The organism is Nocardioides sp. LMS-CY, assembly GCF_018732145.1.
Taxonomy (GTDB): domain Bacteria; phylum Actinomycetota; class Actinomycetes; order Propionibacteriales; family Nocardioidaceae; genus Nocardioides; species Nocardioides soli.
Genome location: NZ_CP076104.1, coordinates 1,571,661 through 1,595,220, shown reverse-complemented (window position 1 = coordinate 1,595,220; position 23,560 = coordinate 1,571,661). Strand labels below are relative to the sequence as shown.

General features: G+C 71.8%; 21 protein-coding genes and 1 other RNA gene. 5 read left to right on the top strand and 17 right to left on the bottom strand.

All coding sequences use genetic code 11. From position 1 onward, the window contains the following. Positions 1-47: 47 nt before the first annotated feature. Positions 48-1,661: an ABC transporter substrate-binding protein gene (locus tag KM427_RS07610; RefSeq protein ID WP_215526827.1), complete on the bottom strand. Its 1,614-nt coding sequence runs from the start codon at positions 1,659-1,661 to the stop codon at positions 48-50. 548 nt (positions 1,662-2,209) lie between these two features. Between KM427_RS07610 and KM427_RS07605 the strand changes: the two genes are divergently transcribed. Continuing rightward, positions 2,210-2,896 (top strand): TetR/AcrR family transcriptional regulator, encoded by a 687-nt coding sequence (locus KM427_RS07605; protein WP_183591046.1) that lies wholly within the window; start codon positions 2,210-2,212, stop codon positions 2,894-2,896. A gap of 64 nt (positions 2,897-2,960) precedes the next feature. Here KM427_RS07605 and KM427_RS07600 read toward each other — a convergent pair whose 3' ends face one another. The 5 genes from KM427_RS07600 to KM427_RS07580 all read right to left on the bottom strand — a co-directional run bounded on the left by KM427_RS07600 (position 2,961) and on the right by KM427_RS07580 (position 8,843). Then, complete coding sequence (locus KM427_RS07600) at positions 2,961-3,971, bottom strand: DUF3048 domain-containing protein (RefSeq protein WP_183591047.1); 1,011 nt, start codon at positions 3,969-3,971, stop codon at positions 2,961-2,963. A 129-nt stretch (positions 3,972-4,100) separates the two neighbouring features. Continuing rightward, positions 4,101-4,868: an SDR family NAD(P)-dependent oxidoreductase gene (locus KM427_RS07595; RefSeq protein WP_183591048.1), complete on the bottom strand. Its 768-nt coding sequence runs from the start codon at positions 4,866-4,868 to the stop codon at positions 4,101-4,103. A gap of 62 nt (positions 4,869-4,930) precedes the next feature. After that, the gene (locus tag KM427_RS07590; RefSeq protein ID WP_215526826.1) at positions 4,931-6,028 is read right to left on the bottom strand and encodes an SMP-30/gluconolactonase/LRE family protein; all 1,098 of its coding nucleotides are present in this window, start codon (positions 6,026-6,028) and stop codon (positions 4,931-4,933) included. 102 nt (positions 6,029-6,130) lie between these two features. Next, a complete protein-coding gene (locus KM427_RS07585) occupies positions 6,131-8,329 on the bottom strand; it encodes a carboxypeptidase-like regulatory domain-containing protein (RefSeq protein ID WP_215526825.1) in 2,199 nt (732 codons plus the stop codon). Positions 8,330-8,423: 94 nt separating this feature from the next. After that, positions 8,424-8,843 (bottom strand): HIT family protein, encoded by a 420-nt coding sequence (locus tag KM427_RS07580; protein WP_215526824.1) that lies wholly within the window; start codon positions 8,841-8,843, stop codon positions 8,424-8,426. A gap of 54 nt (positions 8,844-8,897) precedes the next feature. On the opposite strand from KM427_RS07580, the gene KM427_RS07575 reads away from it, so the two are divergent. The 3 genes from KM427_RS07575 to KM427_RS07565 all read left to right on the top strand — a co-directional run bounded on the left by KM427_RS07575 (position 8,898) and on the right by KM427_RS07565 (position 12,837). Continuing rightward, positions 8,898-10,625 (top strand): cation:proton antiporter, encoded by a 1,728-nt coding sequence (locus KM427_RS07575; RefSeq protein WP_215526823.1) that lies wholly within the window; start codon positions 8,898-8,900, stop codon positions 10,623-10,625. Positions 10,626-10,714: 89 nt separating this feature from the next. After that, positions 10,715-11,284 carry a TetR/AcrR family transcriptional regulator gene (locus KM427_RS07570; protein WP_215526822.1) on the top strand — a complete coding sequence of 190 codons (570 nt, stop codon included), beginning with the start codon at positions 10,715-10,717 and terminating at the stop codon, positions 11,282-11,284. Then, the gene (locus KM427_RS07565) at positions 11,281-12,837 is read left to right on the top strand and encodes an MFS transporter (RefSeq protein ID WP_252275136.1); all 1,557 of its coding nucleotides are present in this window, start codon (positions 11,281-11,283) and stop codon (positions 12,835-12,837) included. The genes KM427_RS07570 and KM427_RS07565 overlap by 4 nt, the downstream gene beginning before the upstream one ends. A 215-nt stretch (positions 12,838-13,052) precedes the next feature. On the opposite strand, the gene KM427_RS07560 is transcribed toward KM427_RS07565, so the two are convergent. The 6 genes from KM427_RS07560 to ssrA all read right to left on the bottom strand — a co-directional run bounded on the left by KM427_RS07560 (position 13,053) and on the right by ssrA (position 18,583). Then, on the bottom strand, positions 13,053-14,087 hold the full coding sequence (locus KM427_RS07560) for a LuxR C-terminal-related transcriptional regulator (RefSeq protein ID WP_183591054.1): 1,035 nt from the start codon (positions 14,085-14,087) through the stop codon (positions 13,053-13,055). Between the two features lie 66 nt (positions 14,088-14,153). Further along, the gene (locus KM427_RS07555) at positions 14,154-14,693 is read right to left on the bottom strand and encodes a flavin reductase family protein (protein ID WP_183591055.1); all 540 of its coding nucleotides are present in this window, start codon (positions 14,691-14,693) and stop codon (positions 14,154-14,156) included. After that, complete coding sequence (locus KM427_RS07550) at positions 14,690-15,898, bottom strand: acyl-CoA dehydrogenase family protein (protein ID WP_183591056.1); 1,209 nt, start codon at positions 15,896-15,898, stop codon at positions 14,690-14,692. The genes KM427_RS07555 and KM427_RS07550 overlap by 4 nt, the downstream gene beginning before the upstream one ends. A 213-nt stretch (positions 15,899-16,111) precedes the next feature. Then, a complete protein-coding gene (locus tag KM427_RS07545) occupies positions 16,112-17,608 on the bottom strand; it encodes an aldehyde dehydrogenase family protein (RefSeq protein WP_215526821.1) in 1,497 nt (498 codons plus the stop codon). A gap of 1 nt (position 17,609) precedes the next feature. Next, positions 17,610-18,002: a YybH family protein gene (locus KM427_RS07540; RefSeq protein WP_183591058.1), complete on the bottom strand. Its 393-nt coding sequence runs from the start codon at positions 18,000-18,002 to the stop codon at positions 17,610-17,612. Between the two features lie 210 nt (positions 18,003-18,212). Beyond that, positions 18,213-18,583, bottom strand: a transfer-messenger RNA (tmRNA) gene (gene ssrA / locus KM427_RS07535). Positions 18,584-18,780: 197 nt separating this feature from the next. Between ssrA and KM427_RS07530 the strand changes: the two genes are divergently transcribed. Next, entirely contained in the window at positions 18,781-19,164 is a 384-nt protein-coding gene (locus tag KM427_RS07530) for a type II toxin-antitoxin system PemK/MazF family toxin (protein WP_215526820.1), read from the top strand. An 8-nt stretch (positions 19,165-19,172) separates the two neighbouring features. Here the strand turns inward: KM427_RS07530 and KM427_RS07525 are convergent, their stop codons facing one another. The 5 genes from KM427_RS07525 to ftsX form a co-directional block, all read right to left on the bottom strand. Continuing rightward, the gene (locus KM427_RS07525) at positions 19,173-19,748 is read right to left on the bottom strand and encodes a DNA polymerase ligase N-terminal domain-containing protein (RefSeq protein ID WP_215526819.1); all 576 of its coding nucleotides are present in this window, start codon (positions 19,746-19,748) and stop codon (positions 19,173-19,175) included. Positions 19,749-19,770: 22 nt separating this feature from the next. After that, entirely contained in the window at positions 19,771-20,694 is a 924-nt protein-coding gene (locus KM427_RS07520; protein WP_215526818.1) for an amidohydrolase family protein, read from the bottom strand. After that, positions 20,687-21,166 carry an SsrA-binding protein SmpB gene (smpB, locus tag KM427_RS07515; RefSeq protein ID WP_183591061.1) on the bottom strand — a complete coding sequence of 160 codons (480 nt, stop codon included), beginning with the start codon at positions 21,164-21,166 and terminating at the stop codon, positions 20,687-20,689. Before smpB ends, KM427_RS07520 begins: the two co-directional genes overlap by 8 nt. 110 nt (positions 21,167-21,276) lie before the next feature. After that, on the bottom strand, positions 21,277-22,539 hold the full coding sequence (locus KM427_RS07510) for a peptidoglycan DD-metalloendopeptidase family protein (protein ID WP_215526817.1): 1,263 nt from the start codon (positions 22,537-22,539) through the stop codon (positions 21,277-21,279). A gap of 55 nt (positions 22,540-22,594) precedes the next feature. Then, a complete protein-coding gene (ftsX, locus tag KM427_RS07505; protein WP_183591063.1) occupies positions 22,595-23,506 on the bottom strand; it encodes a permease-like cell division protein FtsX in 912 nt (303 codons plus the stop codon). Between the last annotated feature and the right edge of the window lie 54 nt (positions 23,507-23,560).

The window sequence follows — 23,560 nt, the reverse complement described above, 5'->3', positions numbered from 1 at the left end:
GAGCGGGGGCGGGGCCGGGGTGGTGGGGACACCCCGGCCCCGCGCGGTCAGCTCTTGGACAGGTACTGCAGCCGCAGCTGCTCGGTGTTGTCCTTGGTCAGGCCGGTGACGCCGTCACGGACCACGTAGGTCCACTTCGGGTTCCACAGCGGGATGGTCGGCATCTCCTCGATCAGCAGGGCCTGGGCCTCGGCCGAGATCGCGTCGCGGTCGGCCTGCTCCATGCTGCGGAAGCCCTGCTGCAGCAGCTTGTCGAGCGCCGGGTTGGCGTAGTTGGTGAAGTTGGTTCCCGCGCCACTGCCCGCCAGGGAGGCCATCTGGTAGAAGGGGTCGGCACCCCACGCGAGGAAGTTGTTCAGGTACATCTCCAGGTCCCGCGCCATGGTGCGCTGGGTGAACTCGGCGTCCGGCAGGGGCTTGACCTGCACGTCGATGCCCAGGTCCTTCAGGGCGGACTGGATGTAGACCGCCGCGCGGGCCTCGACCGCCGAGGACTGCTTGTAGGACAGGGTGGTGCTGAAGCCCTGGACGCCGGCCTCCGCCAGCAGCTTCTCAGCCTCGGCCAGGTCGGTCTTGAAGGCCGCGGCCGAGTCGGCAGCGTGGGTCTCCATGCTCTGGGAGACCAGGCCCGAGGCCGGGTCGGCGTAGCCGTAGAGCACCTCGTCGACGAAGGTCTGGTAGGGCAGCGCCAGCGAGATCGCCCGGCGGACGCGCTTGTCGTCGAAGGGGGCCTTGCCCGTGTTCAGGCCGAGGTACTCGAGCCGGTTGGAGGCCTCGGAGACCACCGACAGGCCGTCCACCTTGCTGAGCTCGGCCACCTGGTCGAGCGGCAGGCCGCCGGCCAGGTCGATCTCGCCGTTGCGCAGCAGGAGCGCGCGCTGCGACGGGTCGGAGATGAACTGGATCGTGACGCCGCCGTTGGCAATCTTGTCCTGGTCGTAGTACTTGGCGTTCGGCGTGAGCTGCACGCTGGTGGTCTTGTCGAAGGCGCCGACGGTGTACGGGCCCGAGGAGTTGTTGTTCTCGCGGAACCACTCACCGGCCCACGGGTCGTCCGAGGTCGCGTGCTCCTCGCCGGCCTTCTTGGAGAAGATGCCGAATGGCTGCATGGCCAGCATCTTGTCCAGGAGCGGCGTACCGAACTCGGACGTCACCTCGACGGTGCCGGGGTCGACCGCGGTGAAGCTGTCCTTGGTGAGCCCGACCATCGGGTAGAGCACCTTGGTGTACGCCGTAGCCATCTCCAGGCCGCGCTGGTAGGACCAGACGACGTCGTCGGCGGTCAGCGGGCTGCCGTCGGCGAAGGTCAGGTCGTCGCGGAGCGTGATGGTCAGCGTCTTGCCGTCCTTGGAGTACTCCCACTTCTCGGCGAGCGCCTCGTTGAAGTCGGTGCCGCCGACCTGCACGCCGCCGGTCTTGCTGTAGCCCTGCTCGATGACCTGCTCCACGAGCGAGCCGGAGGTGACCATCGAGGCCGGCGTCCGCCACTGCTGGGGGTCCATCACGTCGACCGCGCTGTCGAGGCTGATCACCAGGGCCTTCTTCGTGCTCTGGCTGGACTCGTCGTCGCTGGCGCCACAGGCGCTGAGCGCGAGCACGCCGGCGACGGAGAGCGCCGTGGCCATGGCCATCAGGCGGGAACGACGGGACTGGGCTTTCATCTGGCCTCCTGCGGGACGGACAACGTGCCCGACGGGGGCCGCTGTAGGAGACGAATGCTTCCAACCGGCCCCTCGCCCGACCATGGCCGGGTGGCCAAGGTTCGGCGGCGACACCTTGTGACCGGTCACAAGGCGGCGCCGCCGAGAGTCGGCAGCCCGAGCCCGCCGCTGGTTGAGGTGCGAGGGCCGCCAGGCCCGAGCCCCGACACCACCACCCCGACGGCAGCAGCGCCACTCCCACCTCACCGGGTTTCGAGGCTCAGGCGCAGAGCGCCTTCACACCTCAACCAGCGTGGCCCGGTGGTTGAGGTGCGAGGGCCGCCAGGCCCGAGCCTCGAAACCCAGCGAGCTTCAGACCGCCGTGACCCGAGGCCGCCTCTCGCCTCACGGGGTTTCGAGGCTCCTACGCTCGTGCCTCGCTCCGGAGCACCTCAACCACCGCCGCCCTACCCTAGGCCGCCTCTCGCCGCACCGGGTTTCGAGGCTCCTCCGCTCGTACCTCGCTTCGGAGCACCTCAACCACCGTCGGTACTAGGCTCCGGAGCACCATGAGCGAGTCCCCGGTGTCCAAGGTCGTCCGTGGCGTGCCCGGCACGGGTCGCCGCCAGCAGTACTCCGCCTCGACGAAGCGGGCGCTCGTCGACGTCGCCGAGGAGCTGTTCACCGCGAACGGGTACGCCGCGACCTCGCTCGACACGATCGTGGCCGGCGCCCAGGTCACCAAGGGCGCGCTCTACCACCACTTCAGCGGCAAGCAGGCGCTCTTCGAGGCGGTCTTCGAGCGGGTCGAGTACGACGCCGCCCGGGCGATCCAGGACGCGCTCGGCGGACACCGCGACCCCTGGGAGAAGGCCACCGCCGGGCTCCGGGCGTTCCTCGACGTCGTCCAGGAGCCGCGCTACCGCCGGATCGTGATCCAGGAGGGCCCGTCGGTGCTCGGCTACGAGCGCTACCGGGAGCAGGAGGAGCGCTCGACGTTCGCCACCGTCCTGGAGATCGTGCGGTCAGTGCTCAGCGCCGGCGAGTGGGAGCTCGACGAGGACCTGCAGCAGACCTTCGCGCGGATCTTCTTCGGCGCGATGTCATCGGCCGGCGAGTCGGTCACCAGCGCCCCCGATCCGATCGTGGCCGCGGCCAACGTCGAGACCGCGATCGGCTTCATCCTCACCGGCTTCCGCGTGCTCGCCGAGGCCGGAGTGGAGCTGCCCAGCAGCGAGACGGTGGTCGAGGGCTGAGGCCGCGCGGGGAGAGTTTCGTCGGTCGGCCGACGAGACTCCCACCGCGGCCGCCCGACCCCACCTACTTCGAAAACGTCACGCTGCCGTTGGCGGCCGGCACCAGCTCGATCCAGGTGTGCCCGGCGGGGACGGTCAGGTCGCCCGCCTTCGTCGACAGCGAGATCGCGTCGTCGAGGCCGGCCTTGGACCAGGTGCCGCGCACCAGCTTGCCGCCGTGGAAGACCAGCGCCTGGCCCTTGCCCTCGAGCTTGGTCTCGGGCACCGGGTTGTCGGCGGGGTCGAGGTAGCCGGCATCGCCGACCTGCACCTTCAGCACGAGCACGGTGTCGGCCGGGAAGTGGTCGCCGTCGGCGGCGTAGGTGTTCTCGTTGACGTAGCCCGTGCCGTCGTAGGTCCAGTTCGTCGTGTGGCCGCCGCCGAAGCTCGCCGCGATCGTGGTGGCCTTCTGGCCGCCCGGGAAGTCCTCCTCCTCGCCCCACGGCAGGTAGTCGGCCGGCCGCGCGGCGTCCTGCTCGGCGCTCGTGGCCACCGTCGTCAGGTCGGCGAAGACGTTGTACGGCATGCTGCGGCCGGTGTCGCGGGACAGGCCCGCGGAGCCCTCGGGGAAGAACTGGATGCCGGCACCCTTGATCCGCGCGATCGTCTGGGCGGCCGCACCACTCGTGACGACCGACGCGTCGACCGGCGAGACGATGCCGATGTCGCTGGCGCGCATCGAGCGCACCGGACCGACCTTGGCCGGCAGCTCGGAGTAGTAGAACGCCGCGAGCCTGGTCAGGCCGCCCTCGACGAGCTCCTCGACCACCAGGTCCGCCTTGCCGAGGCCGAGCTGCGGTGCGCTGGAGCTGGTGTTGTCGATCTTGGTGACCAGCACCGGGTAGGGCTTCGCGACCTCCTCGTCACCGCTGACCGGCAGCCCGGTGAGCGGCCAGGTCGAGGCCACCTCCTCGCCACCCGCGACCTGCTGGGCGGCGGGCGCCTGGTCGTCGGAGGTCTCGTCCCCTCCCCCGCAGCCGACGAGCAGCAGGCTGGCGGCAGCGAGGAGGGCGGTGGTCAGCTGGGCACGGCGCACGGGACGCTCCGTTTCGTGAAACTCGCGTGTTCTGATCGACTTCAAGTGTGCAGGCGGGATCGTCGCACGCGGGGAGGCGCGCCCGGGAATCGTGAGCGGCGCCCGCCCGCGGGAGGTGGGCCGCCGCCCTCAACCGAGCTTGGCCCCGCCGTCGACGTACAGCGTCTGACCGGTGATGTACGACGCCTCGTCGCTGCACAGGAACGCCGCCGCGGCGGCGATGTCCTCGGGGAGGCCGACCCGCTTGACCGGGTTGGCCTCGGCGTTCATCTTGCGGAACTCGTCGACGTCGATGCCGAGGCGCGCGGCGGTCGCGTCGGTCATGTCGGTGGCGATGAAGCCGGGCGCGATGGCGTTGGCGTTGACGCCGAAGGGGCCGAGCTCGATGCCGAGGGTGCGGGTGAGGCCCTGGATGCCCATCTTCGCCGCCGAGTAGTTGGCCTGCCCGCGGTTGCCGAGCGCGGACACGCTCGAGAGGTTGAGGATCTTGCCGTACCGCTGGGCGACGAAGTGCTTCTGGGCGGCCCGGGTCATCAGGAACGCACCGCGCAGGTGCACGTTCATGACCAGGTCCCAGTCGTCGTCGGTCATCTTGAACAGCAGGTTGTCGCGGGTGATCCCGGCGTTGTTGACCAGGATGTGGATGCCGCCGAGCTCGGCGACGACCCGCTCCACGGCCGCCTCGGCGGACTCCGTGCTGCTGACGTCGGCACCGATGCCGACCGCCCGGGCGCCGTCGGCGACCGGCAGCCGCGCCGCGGCCTGCGCCGCCGACGCCTCGTCGAGGTCGAGGACCGCGACCGAGGCGCCCTCCTGTGCGAACCGGCTGGCGGTCCCGAACCCGATGCCGCGCGCGGCTCCGGTCACGACGGCGACCCGCCCGTCAAAACGACCCATCGGTGCTGCTCCTGCCTCTCGACGTCGCTGTCGTCGCACCACGATAGGGCGCCGCGGGCCGATCAGTACCCGGTGGGGCGCGGCTCGCCGTACGGGAGGACGGCGGCGAAGGCCTCGTCACGCGGCAGCACGACCAGCCTCCGCTCCGTGCGCGTGGCCGGGTCGAAGAGGGTCAGCGCCGATCGCGGGGTCGCGCCGTCGCAGCTGATCGCGTGCTGGAGCAGGAGCCGGCCGTCGCGGGCGCCGACGAGCAGCACGTTGCCGACGGCGTGGGGCACCCGCACGCGGGTGATCCGACCGTCCCGGTGTCGGCGGCCGAGGTAGACGTAGCCGCACGGCCCGGCGACCTGGACGTAGAGGCGTCCCCCGGCCCGGCGGGCGTCGAGGTGGCCGAGGTCCATCCGCTGCGGGTGGCGGCGCTCGGTGAGGCGGGTGTACGTCGCGGTCCGCAGGTCGACCAGGCCGAGCGTCGTGGCGCCGTGGTCCAGGCACGACACCAGCACCCGGTGGTCGTCCCACCAGCGCACGGGGTCGCAGCGCCGCGGCGTGGGGATCTCGGTCCGGACGCTGCCGTCAGCGGTCGACAGCAGCCGGACCACGCGCTGCCTCCAGTCCGAGCCGTGGGTCACCAGGACGCTGCCGTCGGGCGTCGGGAGCAGCGGGCCGTCGACGTCCGGGGTGAGCCGGGTGCGCGTGCCGTCCCAGTCGAGTCGGACCAGCGGCGCCCGGCCGGTCCTCCCCCGCTCGTACGTGACCGCCAGCAGGCCACCGCCGTCCGGCGCGAGCAGGACCTGGGAGATGTCGCGGGGCAGCGGGACCCGGCTCGCCGTACCGGACGCGACGTCGACCCGGAGCGCGCGCGGCCGAGGGTAGTCCGTGACCAGCAGCGCGGTGGCGGCGTCGGTCGACCAGTCGACGAGGCGGTAGCCACGCTGACGCACGTCGAGGACCTCGCTGCGGCCGCCGTCGGGGGCGACCAGCTCGAGCCGCAGCCGCTTCGCGCGGATCCCCTCGGCGGTCGGCCGGCCCTGCTCGACGGCGGCCAGCGACCATCCGGGCCCGGGCGTGGGCGTCCCACCGCGATCCGCCTGGACGGCGCCGGCTGGCGCGGTGGTGCCGAGGAGGGCGAGCAGCGAGACGGCGGCGAGCAGTGACTTCATCGGACGGTTCCTCCCGAGGTACGTCGCGGACGGTGTCGTCGGAGGAGACGCGCGGTGGAGCCGTTCGGTTGCCTCGGAGCCCGCGAAGGCCCGCCGGTCCGCCTACCGGCGGACCTTCTTCGTGGCCGGGCTCGTCAGCGCCACCTTCGCGTACGACGTCCGCCGTCCGGTCACGCGCACGCTGACCCGGTGACCGACGTCCGCCTTGCCGAGCCGGTAGGTCCGCGCCGTGCTCCCCTTGATCGGCTTGCCGTCGCGCAGCCACTGGTAGCGCAGCTGCACCGGCGCCGGGCGCCAGGCACCCGCGCGGGCGACCAGCTTGCGGCCCTGCCGCGCCTTGCCGGTCACCTTCGGCCGGGTCGTCGACAGCTTGCCGACGACCGGTGCGGTCGGGGCCGACTGCCGGGTCACGGGCGGGGCGCCGGCCAGCGTGCCGGTGACGCGCACGCTCAGCGCCTTGCCGGCGACCGCGTTGGTCGGCGAGTACGCGGTGTCGGTGGCGCCGGCGATCGGAGCGTCGGCGGCGAACCACTGGTAGGACAGCTGCACGCCGCCGGGGCCCCAGGCGCCGGGCTGCGCCGTCATCGTCGTGCCGACCCGGGCGGCGCCGCTGATCGCCGGCGCGCCGGGCGTGACCGCGGGCGCCGGGTCCACCGGACCCGGGTCGACGGGACCCGGCTCCTCAGGCGTCGGCTCCTCGGGTGCCTCCACCGCCACCGCCGTCGAGGTGCGCGACACCGACGTACGGCCCGGGAGGGAGCCGGTCACCCGCACACTGACCCGGGCACCGGCCGGCGCCGTCGCCGGCGTCAGCTCCAGCGTCGGATCGGTCGCCCGGTCGATCGGCGCGCCGTCGGCGAGCCACTGGTAGGTCAGCGTCACCCCGGCCGGACCCCACGCCCCCGGCTGCGCCGTCAGCGTGTTGCCGATCCGTGCGGTGCCCGAGATCGTCGGGACCGAGAACTCGACGGGCGGGTCGCCGGCGGTCACCGGACCCACGAAGTCGGCGGTGACGTCCACCGACGCCTGGCCGGGCGCCGAGCCGGTGACGCGGGCCCAGATCCACTGGCCCTCGAGGGCGGTGCCGATCGTCAGCTCCGGTCCGGTGCCGACCGGGTCGTCCCCCGCGAACCACTCGACGTCCAGGTCGGCGTCGCCGGGCGTCCAGGCCCCCGGCGACAGGGTGAGCGTCTGGCCGACCCGCGCCGTCCCGGTGATCGTCGGCGTGCCCGGCCGGATCGCGGTCGGGGCGCCGAGCTGCACGTCGTACGAGCGCGACATCGGCACGTCACCCGCGAAGGAGACCACGGTCGCGTCGCGGAAGGCGTAGGCGCCGTCCCAGTACTCGACAGCGTCGCCGCTGCCGGGGATCGGCGACATCTCGCAGTCGCGGTCGGCCGGCGAGAAGCGGAGCCGGAACTGCTCCGCCTGGTCGGTGACGCGGAAGCGGCCCTGCTGGTCGGTCGTGATCGGGCCGTACTGCGGCGAGCGCCACGGCCCGTCGCCGTCGCGCATCCAGAACATCACCGGGGCGCAGACCGCCGGCTGCCCATCGCTGCCGCGGACGGTGAACGTCGCCGTCGGGCGCTCCTCCAGCGTGAAGTCCAGGGTGGCGGTGCCGCCGGCGGTGACCGTGACCGTGCGCTCCCTCCAGTAGTAGACGGGCGCGTCGTTGCTGGTGTCGGCGGGGTAGAACGACGCGGTGTAGGTGCCGGGGAGCAGGTTGAGGACCGGCTCGTCGGAGGGGCCAGCGGTGTCGTACCTCCCTGCGGCGTCGACGGTCACGCCGCTGCCACCCTGGCCGCGCTGGAAGTAGACCTCCCCCGCCACCGGCTCGCCGTGCTCGTCGAGGACCCGGCCGGTCACCTGGCCGATCGGCTGCAGCTCGATCGACTTCGGCAGCGCGGTCACGGCGCCGTTGCTGACGGTGACCAGGGTGACGTCGGAGGGACCGGGCCGGTCGTCGTAGTACTCGTAGCCGTACTGACCGAGCTCGCCGTACTCGTCGGGGTAGGTGCGGATCTGGTACCGCCCGTCGGCGAGACCGGCGACGGAGAAGGTGCCGTCGGCCTCGGGCCGGACCCCGGCGACGTCGTAGTCGAAGAAGTCGCCGTTGGCCTGGAGCCGGTCCAGCACGACGTGCGCGTCGGCGTACGGCGCGGCGGCGCCACCGGCGGGTCGCGCGGTCACCGTCCCGGAGATCGCGCCGGTGTCGGCGGCATGGGACGGCGCGGCCAGGAGCAGCGAGCCGAGGACGGCGAGGAGCGTCGCCGGAGCGACGCGACGGACGGAGACGAGCACGGTTTTCCCTTTCGGCACGGGAAACGGCGCCCGTCCCCCAGGGCCGTCTTATCCGTCGCCGGGCGTCCCTAAACCTGCGATCCGTCGAGCCGGGTCACCCGAGCACGGCGCGCAGCCGCGCGGCGTAGTCGGCGGCCTCGCCGTCGGCGTACGTCGTGCGCGGCCAGAAGAACCCACGCAGCCCGTCGCCCTTGGTGCGGGGCACGACGTGCAGATGCAGGTGGGCCACCGACTGGCTCACGACGTTGTTCATCGCGACGAAGCTGCCCTGGGCGCCGAGGCCGTCGGTCACCGCCGTGGCGAGCCGCTGGGCCGCACCCAGGAACGGGTCGCGGAGCTCGGCGGGCAGGTCGGGCAGCGTCACCACGTGGACCCGCGGCACCAGCAGCACGTGCCCCTTGAAGACCGGCCGGCGATCGAGGAACGCGACCAGGTCGGGCTCGTCGAGCACAACGTCGGCGGGCACGTCTCCCGCCACGATCGCGCAGAACACGCACTCGACCCCGGCCACCATGGCAGGCAAGGCTAACGGTCGACCCGCCGCCGGCCCAGCGATCGGAGGAACCCCATGGACGTCGCACTTCTCGGCGTGGGAGCGGTGCTGTGCATCGCCGCGGTCACGGCCTTCGCGCCGCGGCTCGGCGTGGCCGCACCGCTGGTGCTCGTGCTCGTCGGCGTCGCGATCAGCCTGCTGCCGTTCGTGCCGGAGATCGAGATCGAGCCCGAGTGGATCCTGATGGGCGTGCTGCCGCCGCTGCTGTACTCGGCCGCGGTCTCGATGCCGGCGATGGACTTCCGCCGTGACCTGCGCGCCATCAGCGGACTCTCGGTGGTGCTCGTCGTGGTCAGCGCCGTGGCGATCGGGTTCTTCCTCGACCACGCCGTGCCGGGCATCGACCTGGCCACCGGGATCGCGGTCGGCGCGATCATCAGCCCCACCGACGCGGTGGCGACCACGATCGTCAGCCGGCTCGGGGTGTCGTCGCGGGTGGTCACCGTGCTCCAGGGCGAGAGCCTGCTCAACGACGCCACCGCGCTCGTGCTGCTGCGCTCGGCGATCGCCGCCACCGGCGCGAGCGTCTCGCTGCTCGGCGTCGCCGCCGAGTTCGTGGTCGCCGTCGCGATCGCGATCGCCGTCGGGCTGGCGGTCGGGCGCCTCAACCTCGTCGTGCGCCGCAACGTGACCGACTCGGCGGTGAACACGGCGATCTCGTTCGCGGTGCCCTTCGTCGCCTACCTGCCGGTGGAGCACCTGGGCGCCTCCGGCCTGGTCGCCGCGGTCGCGGCCGGGCTCTACACCGGCCAGGCCGCGCCCCGCTATCTCACGCCGCAGCACCGACTCGCCGAGGAGCAGAACTGGCGCACGATCGAGCTGCTGCTCGAGGGCGGGGTCTTCCTGCTCATGGGCCTGGAGATCGACGGACTCGTCCAGGACGTCCGCGAGGAGCACGGCATCACCGGCCACGCGATCTGGGTCGGCGCCGCTGCCGCGGCCATCGTGATCGCGGTGCGCGCCGTGTACGTCGTACCCCTGCTGTGGGCGCTGCACCGCAGGGCCGGGCGGTACGCCGCGTTCCGCGGCCATCTCGAGGACTGGCAGGTGCGGCTCGACGAGGGCGACCTGCCGGCCCAGTCGCAGCAGGGGCGCGCCGCGCACGTCGCCCGACGCAGCGAGCGGGTCCGGACCCGGGTGCGCCGGTCGATGGCCGACATCGACTACCTCACCGGCGCGCCGATGGGCTGGCGCGAGGGCACGGTGCTGGTCTGGGCGGGCATGCGCGGCGTCGTGACGCTGGCCGCGGCGCAGACCCTGCCGCACGACACGCCGCACCGCTCGCTGCTGGTGATGATCGCCTTCGTCGTCGCTGCCGGCACGCTCGTGGTGCAGGGCGGCACCCTGCCCTGGCTGGTGCGCCGGCTCGGCCTCGCCGGGCTCGAGAGCTCGCACGCCCACGAGCGGGTGCGGCTGCTGACCGAGCTCGCCGACGCGGGTCTCGCCACCCTCGACGATCCCGGGCTCGCGCGCCCGGACGGCGCGCCGTACGACCCGGCCGTGGTGGCGCGGGTGCGCGCCCAGGTCGCGGTGCCGGAGGACGCCGAGGGCTGGCTGGCCGCGCGCGATCACGACCAGGAGTACCGGACGCTGCGACTGCTGGTCATCGAGCAGATGCGCGAGACCCTGCTCGACGCCCGCAGCGACGGCGTCTACGACTCCGACGTGCTCGAGGGTGCGCTCGCCGTCCTCGACGCCGACCAGATCAGCACCGAGGTGCGCGGCGGGCCGATCACGCCCTGAGCGGCCGACCCGGCGACGATGAGGAGCTCCTCCCCAGATTCCTGTACGTTTGTACATGTACAGACGTACAGAAACGAGTGGAGCACCTGATGACCGAGCCGACCCGGCGCCGGCGGGACCCCGTCGCGCGCAAGCAGGCGATCGTCGACGCGGCGGCCGAGATCGTCGCCGAGCAGGGTCCGGCCGGGCTCTCCCACCGCAGCGTGGCCACGCGCGCGCAGGTGCCCCTGGGGTCGACGACGCAGTACTTCGACTCGCTCCAGGACATGCGCGCGGCCGCGCTCGAGCGGATGGCGCAGGACCTCGAGGCCGACCTGGCCTCGCTCGCCGTGGCGATCGCCGACACCGGCGACATCGCCGCCGCCATCGCGACCTGGCTGCACGCCTACCTGACCGACGAGGCCGCCCTGCGCTCCGACGTCGTCCTCAGCTCCGCGGTGGTCCTCGACCCGACGCTGCAGCACCTCGCCCGGCAGTGGACCGCCGACGTGACCGCCATGCTGTCGCCCCACATCGGCGCCGCGGCCGCCCTCGCCGTCTCGATGTACGCCGACGGCGCGACCTGGCACGCCGCCCTGCACGACACCCCGCTCGGCGTCGACGAGCTGACGGACGCGATCCGGGCGCTGCTCACCCTGAGCGGAGGGGAGCCGTCGTGACCGGGTCCACGTCGTACCGGACCGAGGCGAGCCCGCCGCCGGAGCTCTCGAAGCGGCACCGCTGGTCGGCCGCGGCCGTGCTGTCGGCGAGCCTCCTGGTCATCGTGATGGACCTGACGATCCTCAACATCGCCATCCCCGACATGGCCGAGGACCTGCAGCCGTCGGCCACCCAGCTGCTGTGGATCGTCGACAGCTACTCCCTCGTCCTCGCCGGCATGCTGGTCTCGGTGAGCGCCATCGGCGACCGATGGGGCCGCAAGCGGATGCTGCTCGCGGGGTACCTGCTCTTCGGCATCGCCTCCGCGCTGGTCCTCGTCGCCGACACCGCCGCCCACGTGATCGCGATCCGGGCGCTGCTCGGCCTCGGCGGCGCGATGATCATGCCGACCACGCTGTCGCTGCTGCGCTCGGTCTTCCGCGACCCCCGGGAGCGCGCGACCGCCCTCGCGATCTGGGCCTCGGTGGCCGGCATCGGCGCCGCCATCGGACCGCTCGTCGGCGGCGCGCTGCTCGAGCACTTCTCGTGGCGCTCGGCCTTCCTGGTCAACGTCCCCCTGATGGCGATCGCCCTGATGGCGGGTCTCCTCATCCTGCCGGAGTCCCGCAGCCCGAGGCCCGGGACCTGGGACCTCGCCGCGGCCGGCCAGTCGCTCGTCGGCATGGTCGCGCTCGTCTGGGCGCTCAAGCACTTCGCGAAGGAGCAGAGCCTGGCCGCACCGACGGGCTGGCTGGCGCTGGCCGTCGGCGTCGCCCTGCTCGCGGCGTTCGTGCGCCGCTGCCTGCGCTCCCCCGAGCCGTTCCTCGACCTGCGCCTGTTCCTCCGGCGACCGTTCACCGCCGGCGTCGTCGCCGCCCTCGGGTCCACGCTGGCGCTCGCGGCCGCGATGCTGCTGATCGCGCAGTGGCTGCAGCTGGTCGACGGGCTCAGCCCGATCCAGGCCGGGCTCCGGCTCGTCCCGTCCGCACTCGCCGGCGCCGTCGCCTCGCTGCTCGCGCCGTGGCTGGCCCGGCGCCTCGGCGTCCGCGCGGTCCTCGCCGGCTCGCTCGCCATGACCGGCGTCGGCATGGCCTGGCTGCAGCTCACCCCGGGCGAGCTCTCCCACACGGCCGTGTACGTCGCGCTGGTGCTGGTCGGCGCCGGGACCGGCGCGCTGGCCCTCGGCTCGGCGATGATCATGTCGAGCACGCCCGAGGACCGGGCCGGCAACGCGGCCGCGATCGAGGAGGTCTCCTACGACTTCGGCAACGTGCTCGGCGTCGCCCTCCTCGGCAGCCTCGCCGCCATCGTCTACCGCACCGGCCTCGACGGCCATCCGGTCCTCGGCCGGCTCCCGGCCGAGCTCGCCGAGACCGCCGGAGACTCGATCGGCAACGCCGTCGGCATCGCCGACCGGGCCGGCCTCCCCGACCTGGCGACGGCGGCCTCCGCCGAGTTCACCCACGCCCTCGAGGTGACCGGCCTGGTCGGCGGGGTGTTCCTGGTGGCCATCGCCGGCGTCGTCTTCTGGCTGACCCCGCGCGACCTGGACGTCACCGAGCAGCACGACTGACGGTCTCCTGCTGGATCCGTGGGGCCGTGGCGTCCGGCCGTCGCGGGTTTCGGCGGTCGGCAGGTGGGAGCAGCGGTACCGGTGTGACGCCTGATCCGGACCCTGATCCGATCCGGCGCGACCCGCCGAGACCGATGGGCGGCCCTCGCTCGGACCGGCCCACCCCAGACCCGGGCCCACACGCGTCAGGAGGGCCGACGGTCCGGCCCGACCTGCTACATCAGGCGCGCGAGCAGTTGGGCGCGGTTGTGCACGCCGAGCTTGGCGTGGATCGACTTGACGTGGTGCTTGACCGTGTGGGGGCTCAGGCAGAGCAGCTCCGCGATCTCGGCGTCGGACTTCCCCCGGAGCGCGTTCATCGCGATCTCGGCCTCGCGCTGGGTCAGCGCCGCCCGGACGGCCGGGTCCAGGGCGCGCCGGGCCGGGTCGTCGGTGCGCAGCACCGAGATCACCACGTCCGGACTCTCGGGAACCCGTTGCGACGTGACCGTGATGGTCGTGTCCCGGCCCTCGTCGTCCACGACGTCCCAGGAGCGCGCGGACGACGGGCCCTCGCACTGCAGCATGCCCTCCAGCTCGCGAGCGCCGACCCGGTGCTTGGCCATCAGCTCGGCGGCGGGTGCGTTGAAGTGGCGCCGCGCCGCCGTCATGTCGGTCAGCACCACGGCGGTGCGGGACCGGTCGAAGGCCGCCCGCAGCTGGCTGCGCTCGCGTTCGAGCGAGACCCGTCCGTTGATGGCCGAGACCGAGACGCCCAGGACGGCGGCGGCGGTCTTCGCGAGCTCACGGTCCGCCTCCTCGAACGGAGGCTGGTCCTCGTGCCGCGCCAGGTTCAGGGTGCCGACGACCGCGCCGTCGTGGACGAACGGCGCGCACAGCACCCGTGCCATGTCGTGCGGGCCGAAAACGTCGCGCACGATGGGGAGACGCTGCCACTCGGCCTGCGGCATCAGGGAGTCGCTGTCGCAGACCTGCAGCCGCTCGACCGCGGTCTGGACGACCGGATCGTGGTCGCGCCCGTACAGCTCGTAGCTCTGGGCGTAGTAGCTCCCGAGCCCCCGCACCTGCGCGATCGCCGGACGCCCGGTGACGCTGTCGTGGACGTAGATCCCGACCGCGAACGCGCCGAGCCACCGGTCCGCGCCGTCGAGGAAGTGCTGGAGCATCCCCTCGAGCGACGAGAAGCAGGCCAGCTGCGCCGCGAGGAGCGGGGACATGGCACGCGCGGGCGTCCACCCAGAGTCGCTCATCGCCGCTCCTCGTCGGGTCCGCCGGCGTCTGGACCAGGATCGTAGCCCGTCATGGCCGCGGTCGAGTCAGTTCTCGCGGGAGTCGTCGGGGCCGGCGATGCCCCGACCGATCCGGCCCCGGAAGAACGTCAGCGGCTCGCGGCCGGATCGGATCGAGAAGTCCAGCACCTCCCCGATCAGGATCGCGTGCGAGTAGCTCTCGACGCTCTCGACCAGCCGGCACTCGAACGTCGCGACGGCCCCCTCGATCAGCGGTACGTCGAGCCCGGCGCGCCGGTACCGGATGCGGGCGAACTTGTCGTCCTCCTTGGAGGCGAACAGCTTCGCGATGTCGGCCTGCCCGCCCGCCAGGAGATTCACCGCGAAGACGTTGGCCTGCTCGATCGCCGTCCGCGTCCGCGACGTGTTCGACAGGCACGCGAGCACCTGCGGCGGGTCGACGGTGAGTGAGGAGAACGCGTTGACGGTGCTGCCGTGGTCCTCGCCGTCCACCGTGGTGGTCAGCACGGTCACGCCGGTGGGGAACTCCGCGCAGGCACGCCGGAAGTCGCGCTCGACGCGGGTCGGATCGCGGTACGACGTACGCCGCTCCGCGAGGCCCATCATGGAGCGACCTGCAGCGACGGCGCCTGGCTCGGGTCGAGCCCCATCGAGATCAGCCCGGACATCTCGGCGCACGCGAACATGTTGGGCGGCATGATCGCTCCGGTCGTGGCATCGCGCAGCATCCGCTCGTACCCGCGCGAGCGCATCAGCGAGTTGAGCCCGCCGGCCGTCGTACCCAGGGTGGAGATGGTGTGGATCGCCGTCCCGACCATCAGCTTGGCGCGCAGGAACGCGTAGCAGGTGGCGATGCTCGGGCCGCTGCGCTCGTCGGCCTCCCAGGCCGCCTGGTACATCAGCAGCCGGGCCGCCTCGGTCTGCGCCGAGGCGTGCCCGATCGCGCTGCTGATGGTCGGGTGGTAGCCGGTCGGCTGGGCGAAGCCCTTCGCGGCCCGGCCGCTGAGCGAGGTCTGCAGCCACTTCACCATGCCCTCGGCGAGGCCGAGGTAGCAACCGGTGTAGCCGCCCCAGGCGATGTGCGCCTGCGCGACGATCCAGTTGCCGAGGAAGTCGTCGAACTCGCAGAGCACCAGCTCGTCGGGCACGAACGCCCGGTCGATCCTGACCTGGTTGCTCCGCGTCGAGCGCATGCCGAGCGTGTCCCAGTCGTCGATCACCGTGACCGCGTCCGGCTGGTCGGTCGGCATCAGGAAGCCGACCACCCGCGTCGGGTCCGGGTCGCCCTCGGGGTGGGCGAACATGAAGGCGTACTCGCTGGCCTCCCAGTACGACGCGAACATCTTGGTCCCCGTCACCTCGAGGCCACCGTCGACCCGGCGGGCCGACAGCGAGGGCAGGTACGTCGCGGGCAGCAGGCTCGAGGCCGCCGGCTCCGAGAGCGGCGCGCAGATCAGCGCGCCTCCGAGCACGAGCTTCGCGACCCGCTCCTTGGTCTCCTCCGGGACCGCGTCGAGCGTGGAGATGATGCGCGTCGCGACGTAGTGCATGTTGAAGCCGAGGGCCGTCGCCGCGTCGCCCTGGGCGAGCGCCTCGACGAACGCCAGCCACTGGGTGGTGCGCGCCCCGCGGCCGCCCAGGTGCCGCGGGAGGGCCACGCCGAAGAGGTCGGCGTCCCGGAGCCGGTCGAGGTGCTCGACGGCGGTCGTCGCCTCGAGGTCGTGCGTGGCGGCGTTGGCCGCGAAGTCGGCGGCCAGGGCGGCGCCGAGGTCGGCGAGCTCCTGGCTCTGGTGATCCAGCTGGAAGTCCACGATTCACTCCTAGTGTCGTGCGTTGGAAGTTGTTGAACGGTTAGCGTGCTCAGGGTGCGTGCGCTGCAAGGCGCCGGAGCGACGCCATACCCGCTTGTCTCGCGAGCGACGGCAACGCCGCAGAGTGCGTGCCATGTGTGCGCGAAGCGCACAAGAACTTCTGACGCATGGCACTAGGTTTGTAGTCGTACGGGCGGGGCCGGAACGGTGGGGTCAGGTCCACATCGGCGGTCGGGTGGGATCGAGGCTCGTGTGCACGACCTTGGTAGTCGTGTACTCGAGCACGGTCGCGGCAGCGCCCTCGCGGCCGAAACCGCTCGCCTTGACGCCGCCCTGGGGCTGTCCCAGCGGGGTGGCGAACCAGGTGTTGATCCAGACCATCCCCGACTCCAGGCGATCGGCGATCCGGAAGGCCCGGGCCAGGTCGGCGGAGCAGACCCCGTTGGCCAGGCCGTAGGCGACGCCGTTGACCCGGTCGACCACCTCGTCCTCGCCCGCCCAGCTCTCGACCGTGAGCACCGGCCCGAAGAACTCCTCGCACGACGCGCTGGTCGTGCCGGCCGGCGAGGCCAGCACCGTGGGGCGCAGGTAGGAGCCCTCGCGCAGGTGCTCGGGGAGGTCCGGCTCCACACCGCCGGCCCGCAGCGTCGCGCCCGCCTCCACGGCGGCGGCGATCCGGGCCGCGACGCGGTCACGGTGGGCGCGGCTGACGAGAGGGCCCACCTGGGTGCTCGGGTCGAGGGCGTCGCCGACCGCGATCCGGTCCGCACGTTCGCACACGCGCTCCAGCAGCGACTCGTACCTCGACTCGTGCACCAGGAGTCGCGACGAGGCGAAGCAGACCTCGCCGTTCGCCGCGAAGATGCCGGTCAGCACGTCCTCGGTCACCGTGTCCAGGTCGGCGTCGGCGCACACGATCATCGAGCCCTTGCCACCCAGCTCCATCAGCGTGGGCGCGAGTCGGCCGGCGACGTCGCGCAGGATGCTGCGACCGGTCTCGGTGCCACCGGTGAAGCTCACCTTCGCCACGACGGGGTGGGACACGAGCGCGCGGCCCACGTCGGGGCCGTCACCGGTCACGACGTTGACGACGCCGGGCGGGAACACGTCCTGCAGGATCCGGACGAACTCGACGGTGCTCACCGATGCCAGCTCACTCGGCTTGACCACGACGGTGTTGCCGGCGGCGAGGGCGGGAGCGAGCTTGTGCGCGACCGAGATCAGCGGCGAGTTCCAGGGCACCAGCGCCGCGACGACGCCGAGCGGTTGTGGCGACGTGACGACGTGGGCACCGGGCCCGCAGGACACGGTCTGCCCGTGCAGGTCCCGGACGACGCCCGAGAAGAAGCGGAAGATCTCCGCCGCCGTCGGCACGTCGATCAGTCCGGCCTCGCGGATCGGGCGCCCGTTCTCGGTGGCGAGCAGCACCGGCCACTCCTCGGCCCCGGAACCCAGCCGCTCGGCGACGGCCCACAGCAGCCGCTGACGCTCGTCGAGCGAGGTGGCCCGCCATGCCGGGAACGCCTTCGCCGCCGCGCTGACGGCTCGTTCGACGTCGGCCGGCGTACCCGCGGTGACCTCGGCCCAGACCCGCCCGGTGCTCGGATCGATCGCGGGGAAGGTCGCGGCGCCGATGGCTTCCTCGCCGCCGATGATCTGCGGCACCGGCGTCTCGAGGGCTGCCCTCTCGGGCGCTACGGAGAGGGTCATCTCACCCGCCGATGTGGGCCGAGTGGAAGGGGTTGTCGATCCGGATGCGCCAGGTCCCATCGGGCTGACGGCAGAAGACGTTGCTGTCGGTCGCGCCCATCTCGACGGGCTGACCGTCGGGTCCGGTGCCGGTCAGCTGCCACTTCAGGGCGACCAGCACGACGTCCCCCGCCTCGACCCGGTGCACCTCCTCGACGGTCAGGTGCGGCTTGGTGTCGATGAACGCCTGCAGCGCCTCCCGCAGGGCCGGTCGCCCGCTGACGGGTGCGTCGCCCGGGCCGGTCTGGAACACCGTGTCGTCGTCCCAGCAGGACAGTGCCAGCTCCAGGTCGCCGGCGTTCATCGCCTCGACGAACAACTCGTTGATCTCGGTGACGCTATTTCGCGAACCCACGTGGACTCCTCGTGTCGGTGCGGAGGATCGGCCCTCCGCATGGCGGTGCCTCAAGTTAGGTCCGCCATGACCTGGGTCACATCCCGCGCCGGCGTCATCCCGGCGAACCCCCTGGTTGGGGGATCTCGCGCACGCAAGAACGGCCCCACCCGCTGGCGCGGGTGGGGCCGTTCTTCGCGACGTGGGTGCCCGCGAACGCGGGCACGCCTGCGGTGGAGCTGCGGGGAATCGAACCCCGGTCCTCGAGCGTCGAACCAGGTCTTCTCCGGGTGCAGTCCGTGCTATCGCATTTCTCGGCCCCGGGGCTCGCACGGACACGTCCCCGACAGGCTCAGTCGGGATTGAGTCCCGATCAACCACCCCGACAGCAGTTGACCGGCAAGTCTCCTAGATGACGCCCACATCCGGGCCGGAGACGGATACCCGGGTGGACGCTTCGATCACCGCTCAGGCGGCGAGAGCGAAGGAACTGCGCTTAGCGTTGGCAGTTATTGGTTTCCAGCGATCGTTTACGAGATGACGCTGGCTCCTCGACCCGCTTCCCCTGGAACTAACGTCCCAAGTCGAAACCGATCAGCCCCTCTTGAGTTGTACGACCACAGTCTAGTGGCTCAACTCCGGGCGAGCACGCCGGTATTCCCCCCGCTCCGGCGTGCCCGCCCGGAAGCCTCCTCAACCGAGGAACCCCGCCAGCCAGCCCTGGACCCCGGCGATGTCGACCCGCTGGTAGCCGTCGAGGTAGCGACAGTTCTCCGTGTAGCCGTACGACGTCACGCCGATGACCTCACCGTTGTGGAAGCGCGGTCCCCCCGAGTCGCCGAAGCAGGTGTGGCTGGTCGATCTCGAGCCGGTCGTCGGCAGCGAGGCCAGCAAGTCCCGGCCCTGCGTCCTGGTCAGCAACGATCACGCCAACTCGCGTGCCGCCGCCCTGACCCGGGGCACGGTCACCGTCGTTCCGGCGACGACCACGCTGGACCCGGTTCTCGCGTTCCACGTCGTGCTCCCCGCCGAGGACACCGGCCTCCGGCAGGACTCCAAAGCACAGGCCGAGCAGGTGCGCTCGGTCGACGTACGTCGCTTGATCCAGCGCGTCGGCCGCCTTCCGGTGCCACTGACCCATGCCGTGGACGACGCGCTGCGGCTCCACCTCGACCTGGATTGACCCCATGGTCAGAGATCCTCGTTGGTCCTGCCGGTGAGCACGGACTCGTTCTGCGTCGAGGTCGGCCTGCGCCGCCGGTCCGCGCCGTCGTCGTCGACCTTGACCAGGATCCAGTTCCTCGGGTCGCCACCCATCTTGGTATGGGTGAGCGCGAAGGCACCGGTGAGCTTCTCGCCGTGCAGCACGACCTTGAGGTGCCCGGCCTCGATGGCGTCCGGCAGCGCGATCGGCTCGCCCTGGCGCTGGGTCACGTTGTCGAAGGTGCCGGTGTCCCAGACGATCACCGTGCCCTCGCCGTACCCCGCGCCGATCCGGCCCTCGAAGTCGGCGTAGTCGAGCGGGTGGTCCTCGACCTGGACGGCGAGCCGCTTGTCGCGCGGGTCGAGCGACGGACCCTTCGGCACCGCCCAGGAGGCCAGCACGCCGTCGACCTCGAGCCGGACGTCGAAGTGCAGGCTGGACGCGTCGTGTCGCTGCACCACGAAGATCGGGCTGGGATGGCCCCGCCGGCGGCAGCCGGTGGGCTCCCCGGAGGCCGCGGTCTCCCGCTTGTCTCGGTACGTCGACAGGCGGTCCTCGCTCATGCCTGTCGGGTACCCACGAGGGTCAGCGGTCGAACAGCGCGGACCCGTTGTGCCAGCACACCGCACGCAGCCAGTCGTCGCCGAGGTCGAGGCGGGCCAGCCCCTCGAGCTGGTGGGCGTAGGGGTAGGGGATCGTCGGGAAGTCGCTGCCGAGCAGCACCTTGCCGGCATCGCGGTGGCCCAGCTCGCGCAGCCGCGGCACCAGCTCGGTCGGGTACGGCGGGAAGAAGTCGGTGAACACCATCGTCGTGTCGAGACGCACGCCGTCGTACCTCTCGGCGAGCGCGAGGAACTCCGCACACTCCGGCGCACCCATGTGGGCGATCAGCAGCCGCAACCGGGGGAACCGGCGCAGCAGCCGCTCGGTCGAGCCCGGCCCGGTGAACTCGTTGCCGACCGGCCCGGAGCCCGCGTGCACGACGACCGGCGTGCCGGCGTCCTCGATCTGCCCCCAGGCCTCGTCGAGCAGCGGGTCGTCGAGGTGGAACTCCCCCACCTGGAGGTGCACCTTGAAGATCTCGACGCCGGCGGCGATCCGCTTGCCGACGTACGCGGCCGCGGACTCCTCGGGGAAGAACGTCGCCGAGCACAGCGACTCCGGCACCTCGCCCGCGAAGCCGGCCGCCCAGTCGTTGAGGTACTCCGCGACGCCCGGCTTGTGCGCGTAGGGCAGCGTCGGGAAGTGCCGCACGCCCATCGCGCGCAGGATCTCGACCCGCTCGGCATGGTCCTGCCGGTAGCGGATCGGCCAGTCCCGGCCGATCTTCGGCCCGGCGGAGTCGAACACGGCGTACACGGCCCGCTGGATGTTCGGTGGCAGGAAGTGGACGTGCACGTCGAAGAGTCCCGGCAGGTCGAGGGCCTGCCAGAAGCGGCGTACCTGCTCGACGTCGGGGTGTCGAGACGGTTGCTGCGCAACCGCCTCAACGACCGACTCGTCAGTCACGCATGCCCTTGAGCCGGCGCCCGACGGCCTGCTCGGTCTCCCGGTTGGCCTGCCGCTCGGCGAGCGCGGCGCGCTTGTCCCACGACTTCTTGCCCTTCGCGAGCGCGATCTCGACCTTGGCCCGGCCGTCCTTGAAGTAGAGGGACAGCGGGACGACGGTCAGGCCCTTCTCGTTGACCCGGCGCTCGATCTTGTCGATCTCGACCCGGTTGAGCAGCAGCTTGCGCTTGCGCCGCGCGGCGTGGTTGGTCCAGGTGCCCTGGGAGTACTCCGGGATGTGGACGCCGTGCAGCCAGGCCTCGTGGCCGTCGATGTCCACGAACCCGTCGACCAGCGAGGCACGCCCCATCCGCAGCGACTTCACCTCGGTGCCCTGGAGGACCAGGCCGGCCTCATAGGTGTCCTCGATGTGGTAGTCGTGTCGCGCCTTCTTGTTCTGCGCGATCAGCTTGCGCCCCTGCTCCCTGGCCATCCGCCCATTCTCTCAGGAGCGGGCAACCGAGATACGCCGAGTTGGCGCCAGATTGCCCCCGAGACGGCGCCAGATTGCACCAGCTCGCGCAATCTGGCGCCAACTCGGCGTCAGGGCAGCCAGTTCATCGGGTTGACCGCGTTGCCGTTCACCAGCAGCGTGAAGTGCAGGTGGCAGCCCGTGGACCAGCCCGTGGAGCCGACGTAGCCGACGACGTCGCCCTGCTCGACCCGGTCGCCGAGGTTGACCCGGTAGCCGGTGGCGTGGTTGTAGACGGCGGTGACGTTGGCGCCGTTGATGTTGCCGAGCGAGAGGTAGAGCCGGTTGCCGTAGACGTCGGACCAGTACTTGGCGATCACGGTGCCGCCGGCGATGGCACGCATGCCCTCGCCGCAGGAGACGCCGAAGTCGGTGCCGTCGTGCAGGCCCCAGTAGTGGTAGATGGGGTGCGAGCGATAGCCGTACGGCGAGGTCACCGATCCCGGCACCGGCCGGATGAACAGCCCGTTCGTGGGCCCCTGGTAGCCGGTGCGCGACCGGCGCGCGGCGGCGAGGATCCGCTGCCGGATCTTCGCCTCCCGCTGCTTCGCGGCACGCAGGGCGCGCAGGTCGTGGATGCGCGCCTTCTTCGCGGCCTGGCGACTCTCGGCCCGGGTGACCACCAGGGAGTGCACCTTGTCCCGCGCCGAGCGCTTCTCGGTGCGCAGGCCCTCCATCAGCACCAGGTGCTCGGCGGCGGCCTTGCGCTCGACCTCGACGTCGTCGCGGGCCTCCGCGACCTGACGCTCACGGACCTCCAGGAGCACCTCGGCGGCGTGGAGGTCGTCGTACGCCCGGGTCTCGCGGCCGACGATGACGTTGCGCGCCTCCATCTGGCGGGTCAGGTCCGCGGGCGTCTTGGCGTCGAGCAGCGCCGAGAAGGCCAGCAGCTGCGGGTCGCCCTGCTCGTAGATGTCGGTGATGGTCGAGGTCACGGCCTGGTGCTGGACCTCGAGGGCCGCCCTGCCGTCGGCGAGGTTCTGCTGGGCGGTGGCCAGGCGGGTCTCGGCGGCGTCGAGGCGCTGCTGCATCTCGTCGTCGCGCACCTGGGCCGTGGCGAGCTTGGCGTTCGCGACCTTCAGCTCGCTGCGGGCGCCGGCCAGCTCGGTCCGCGCCTTGGTCAGTGCCGCCTGGGCCTTGCGCAGCCGGCCGCTCGACTCGTTCAGGTCGTGCTGGGCGTCCTTGACCCGGGACTGCGCGTGCTTCTGCTGCTGCTTGAGGCCCTTGCCGTCGTCGGCGGTCGCGAGGGGGACGACGAGGGCGCCGATCGCCAGGCTGGCGACGGCGGTCGCCGCGGCCAGGCGTCGGCTGGCGGTACGGGGGAAGAGACGCACCGGGCTGCCTTCACGTGTTCGGGGAAGTGAACGCGATGACGGTAACCCGCCGGAATCACACTTTGAGGTATTTGCGTGTCAGCACGAGTGTCGGGAGCAGGGTGAGCACCGGACCGAGGATCGCGATCGACATCAGCGCCACGACGTACTCCGGCATCCCGATCCACGGCATGAACGCGAGGCCGGTCGCCGCACGCTGGTCGATGCCGAAGTACATGAACGCCGCGAGCGCCCCGCCGGCGAGCGCGACGCCGATGATCGCGGTCACCAGCGCCTCGAGCAGGAACGGCAGCGCGATGTAGAGCGTCGAGGCCCCGACCAGGCGCATGATGCCGATCTCCTTGCGGCGGGCGAACGCCGCGAGGCGGATGGTGTTCCCCACCAGCAGCAGGGCCGCGAAGACCAGGAACGCCGCGGTCGCCAGCGCGGCCCACTGCAGCGCGTTGATCGAGCCGTAGATCGGCTTGAGCACGTCGCGCATGTCACGGATGCCGGAGACCCCGTCGAGCCCCACAACCGCGCTGGTGATGCCTTGGTACTGCTCGGGGTCCTTGAGCGTGATCCACACCGACTGCGGCATGTCGTCGGCGGTCGCGGCCGGGTTGGGACCGTCGAACTTCTCCGGCCCGAGGAGCTCCTTGACCTTCTCGAAGGCCTCCTCCTTGGACTCGAAGCGGTAGTCGGCGACCTCGGGGTTCTTCTCGACCTCGGCGGCGATCGCGTCCTTCTGCGCGTCGGTGACCTCACCGGTGCAGGCGGGGTTGTCGTCCTTGTCCTTGCACAGCCAGACCGTGATCTGGAGCTGGCTCCCCCAGTGCTGGGCGGCCTTGTCGGCCTGCTGGTTGAGCAGCACCCCGAGGCCCACCAGGGTCAGCGACACGAAGAGGGTCAGGATGACCGCGATGTGCATCGACAGGTTCCGGCGCAGGCCCTGGCCGAGCTCGGAGAAGACGTAACGAAGCTGCATGGGGTGGAGGGCTTTCCTTCGGGTCGTCAGGCAGTCGAGGGGTGGGCCGGCGGC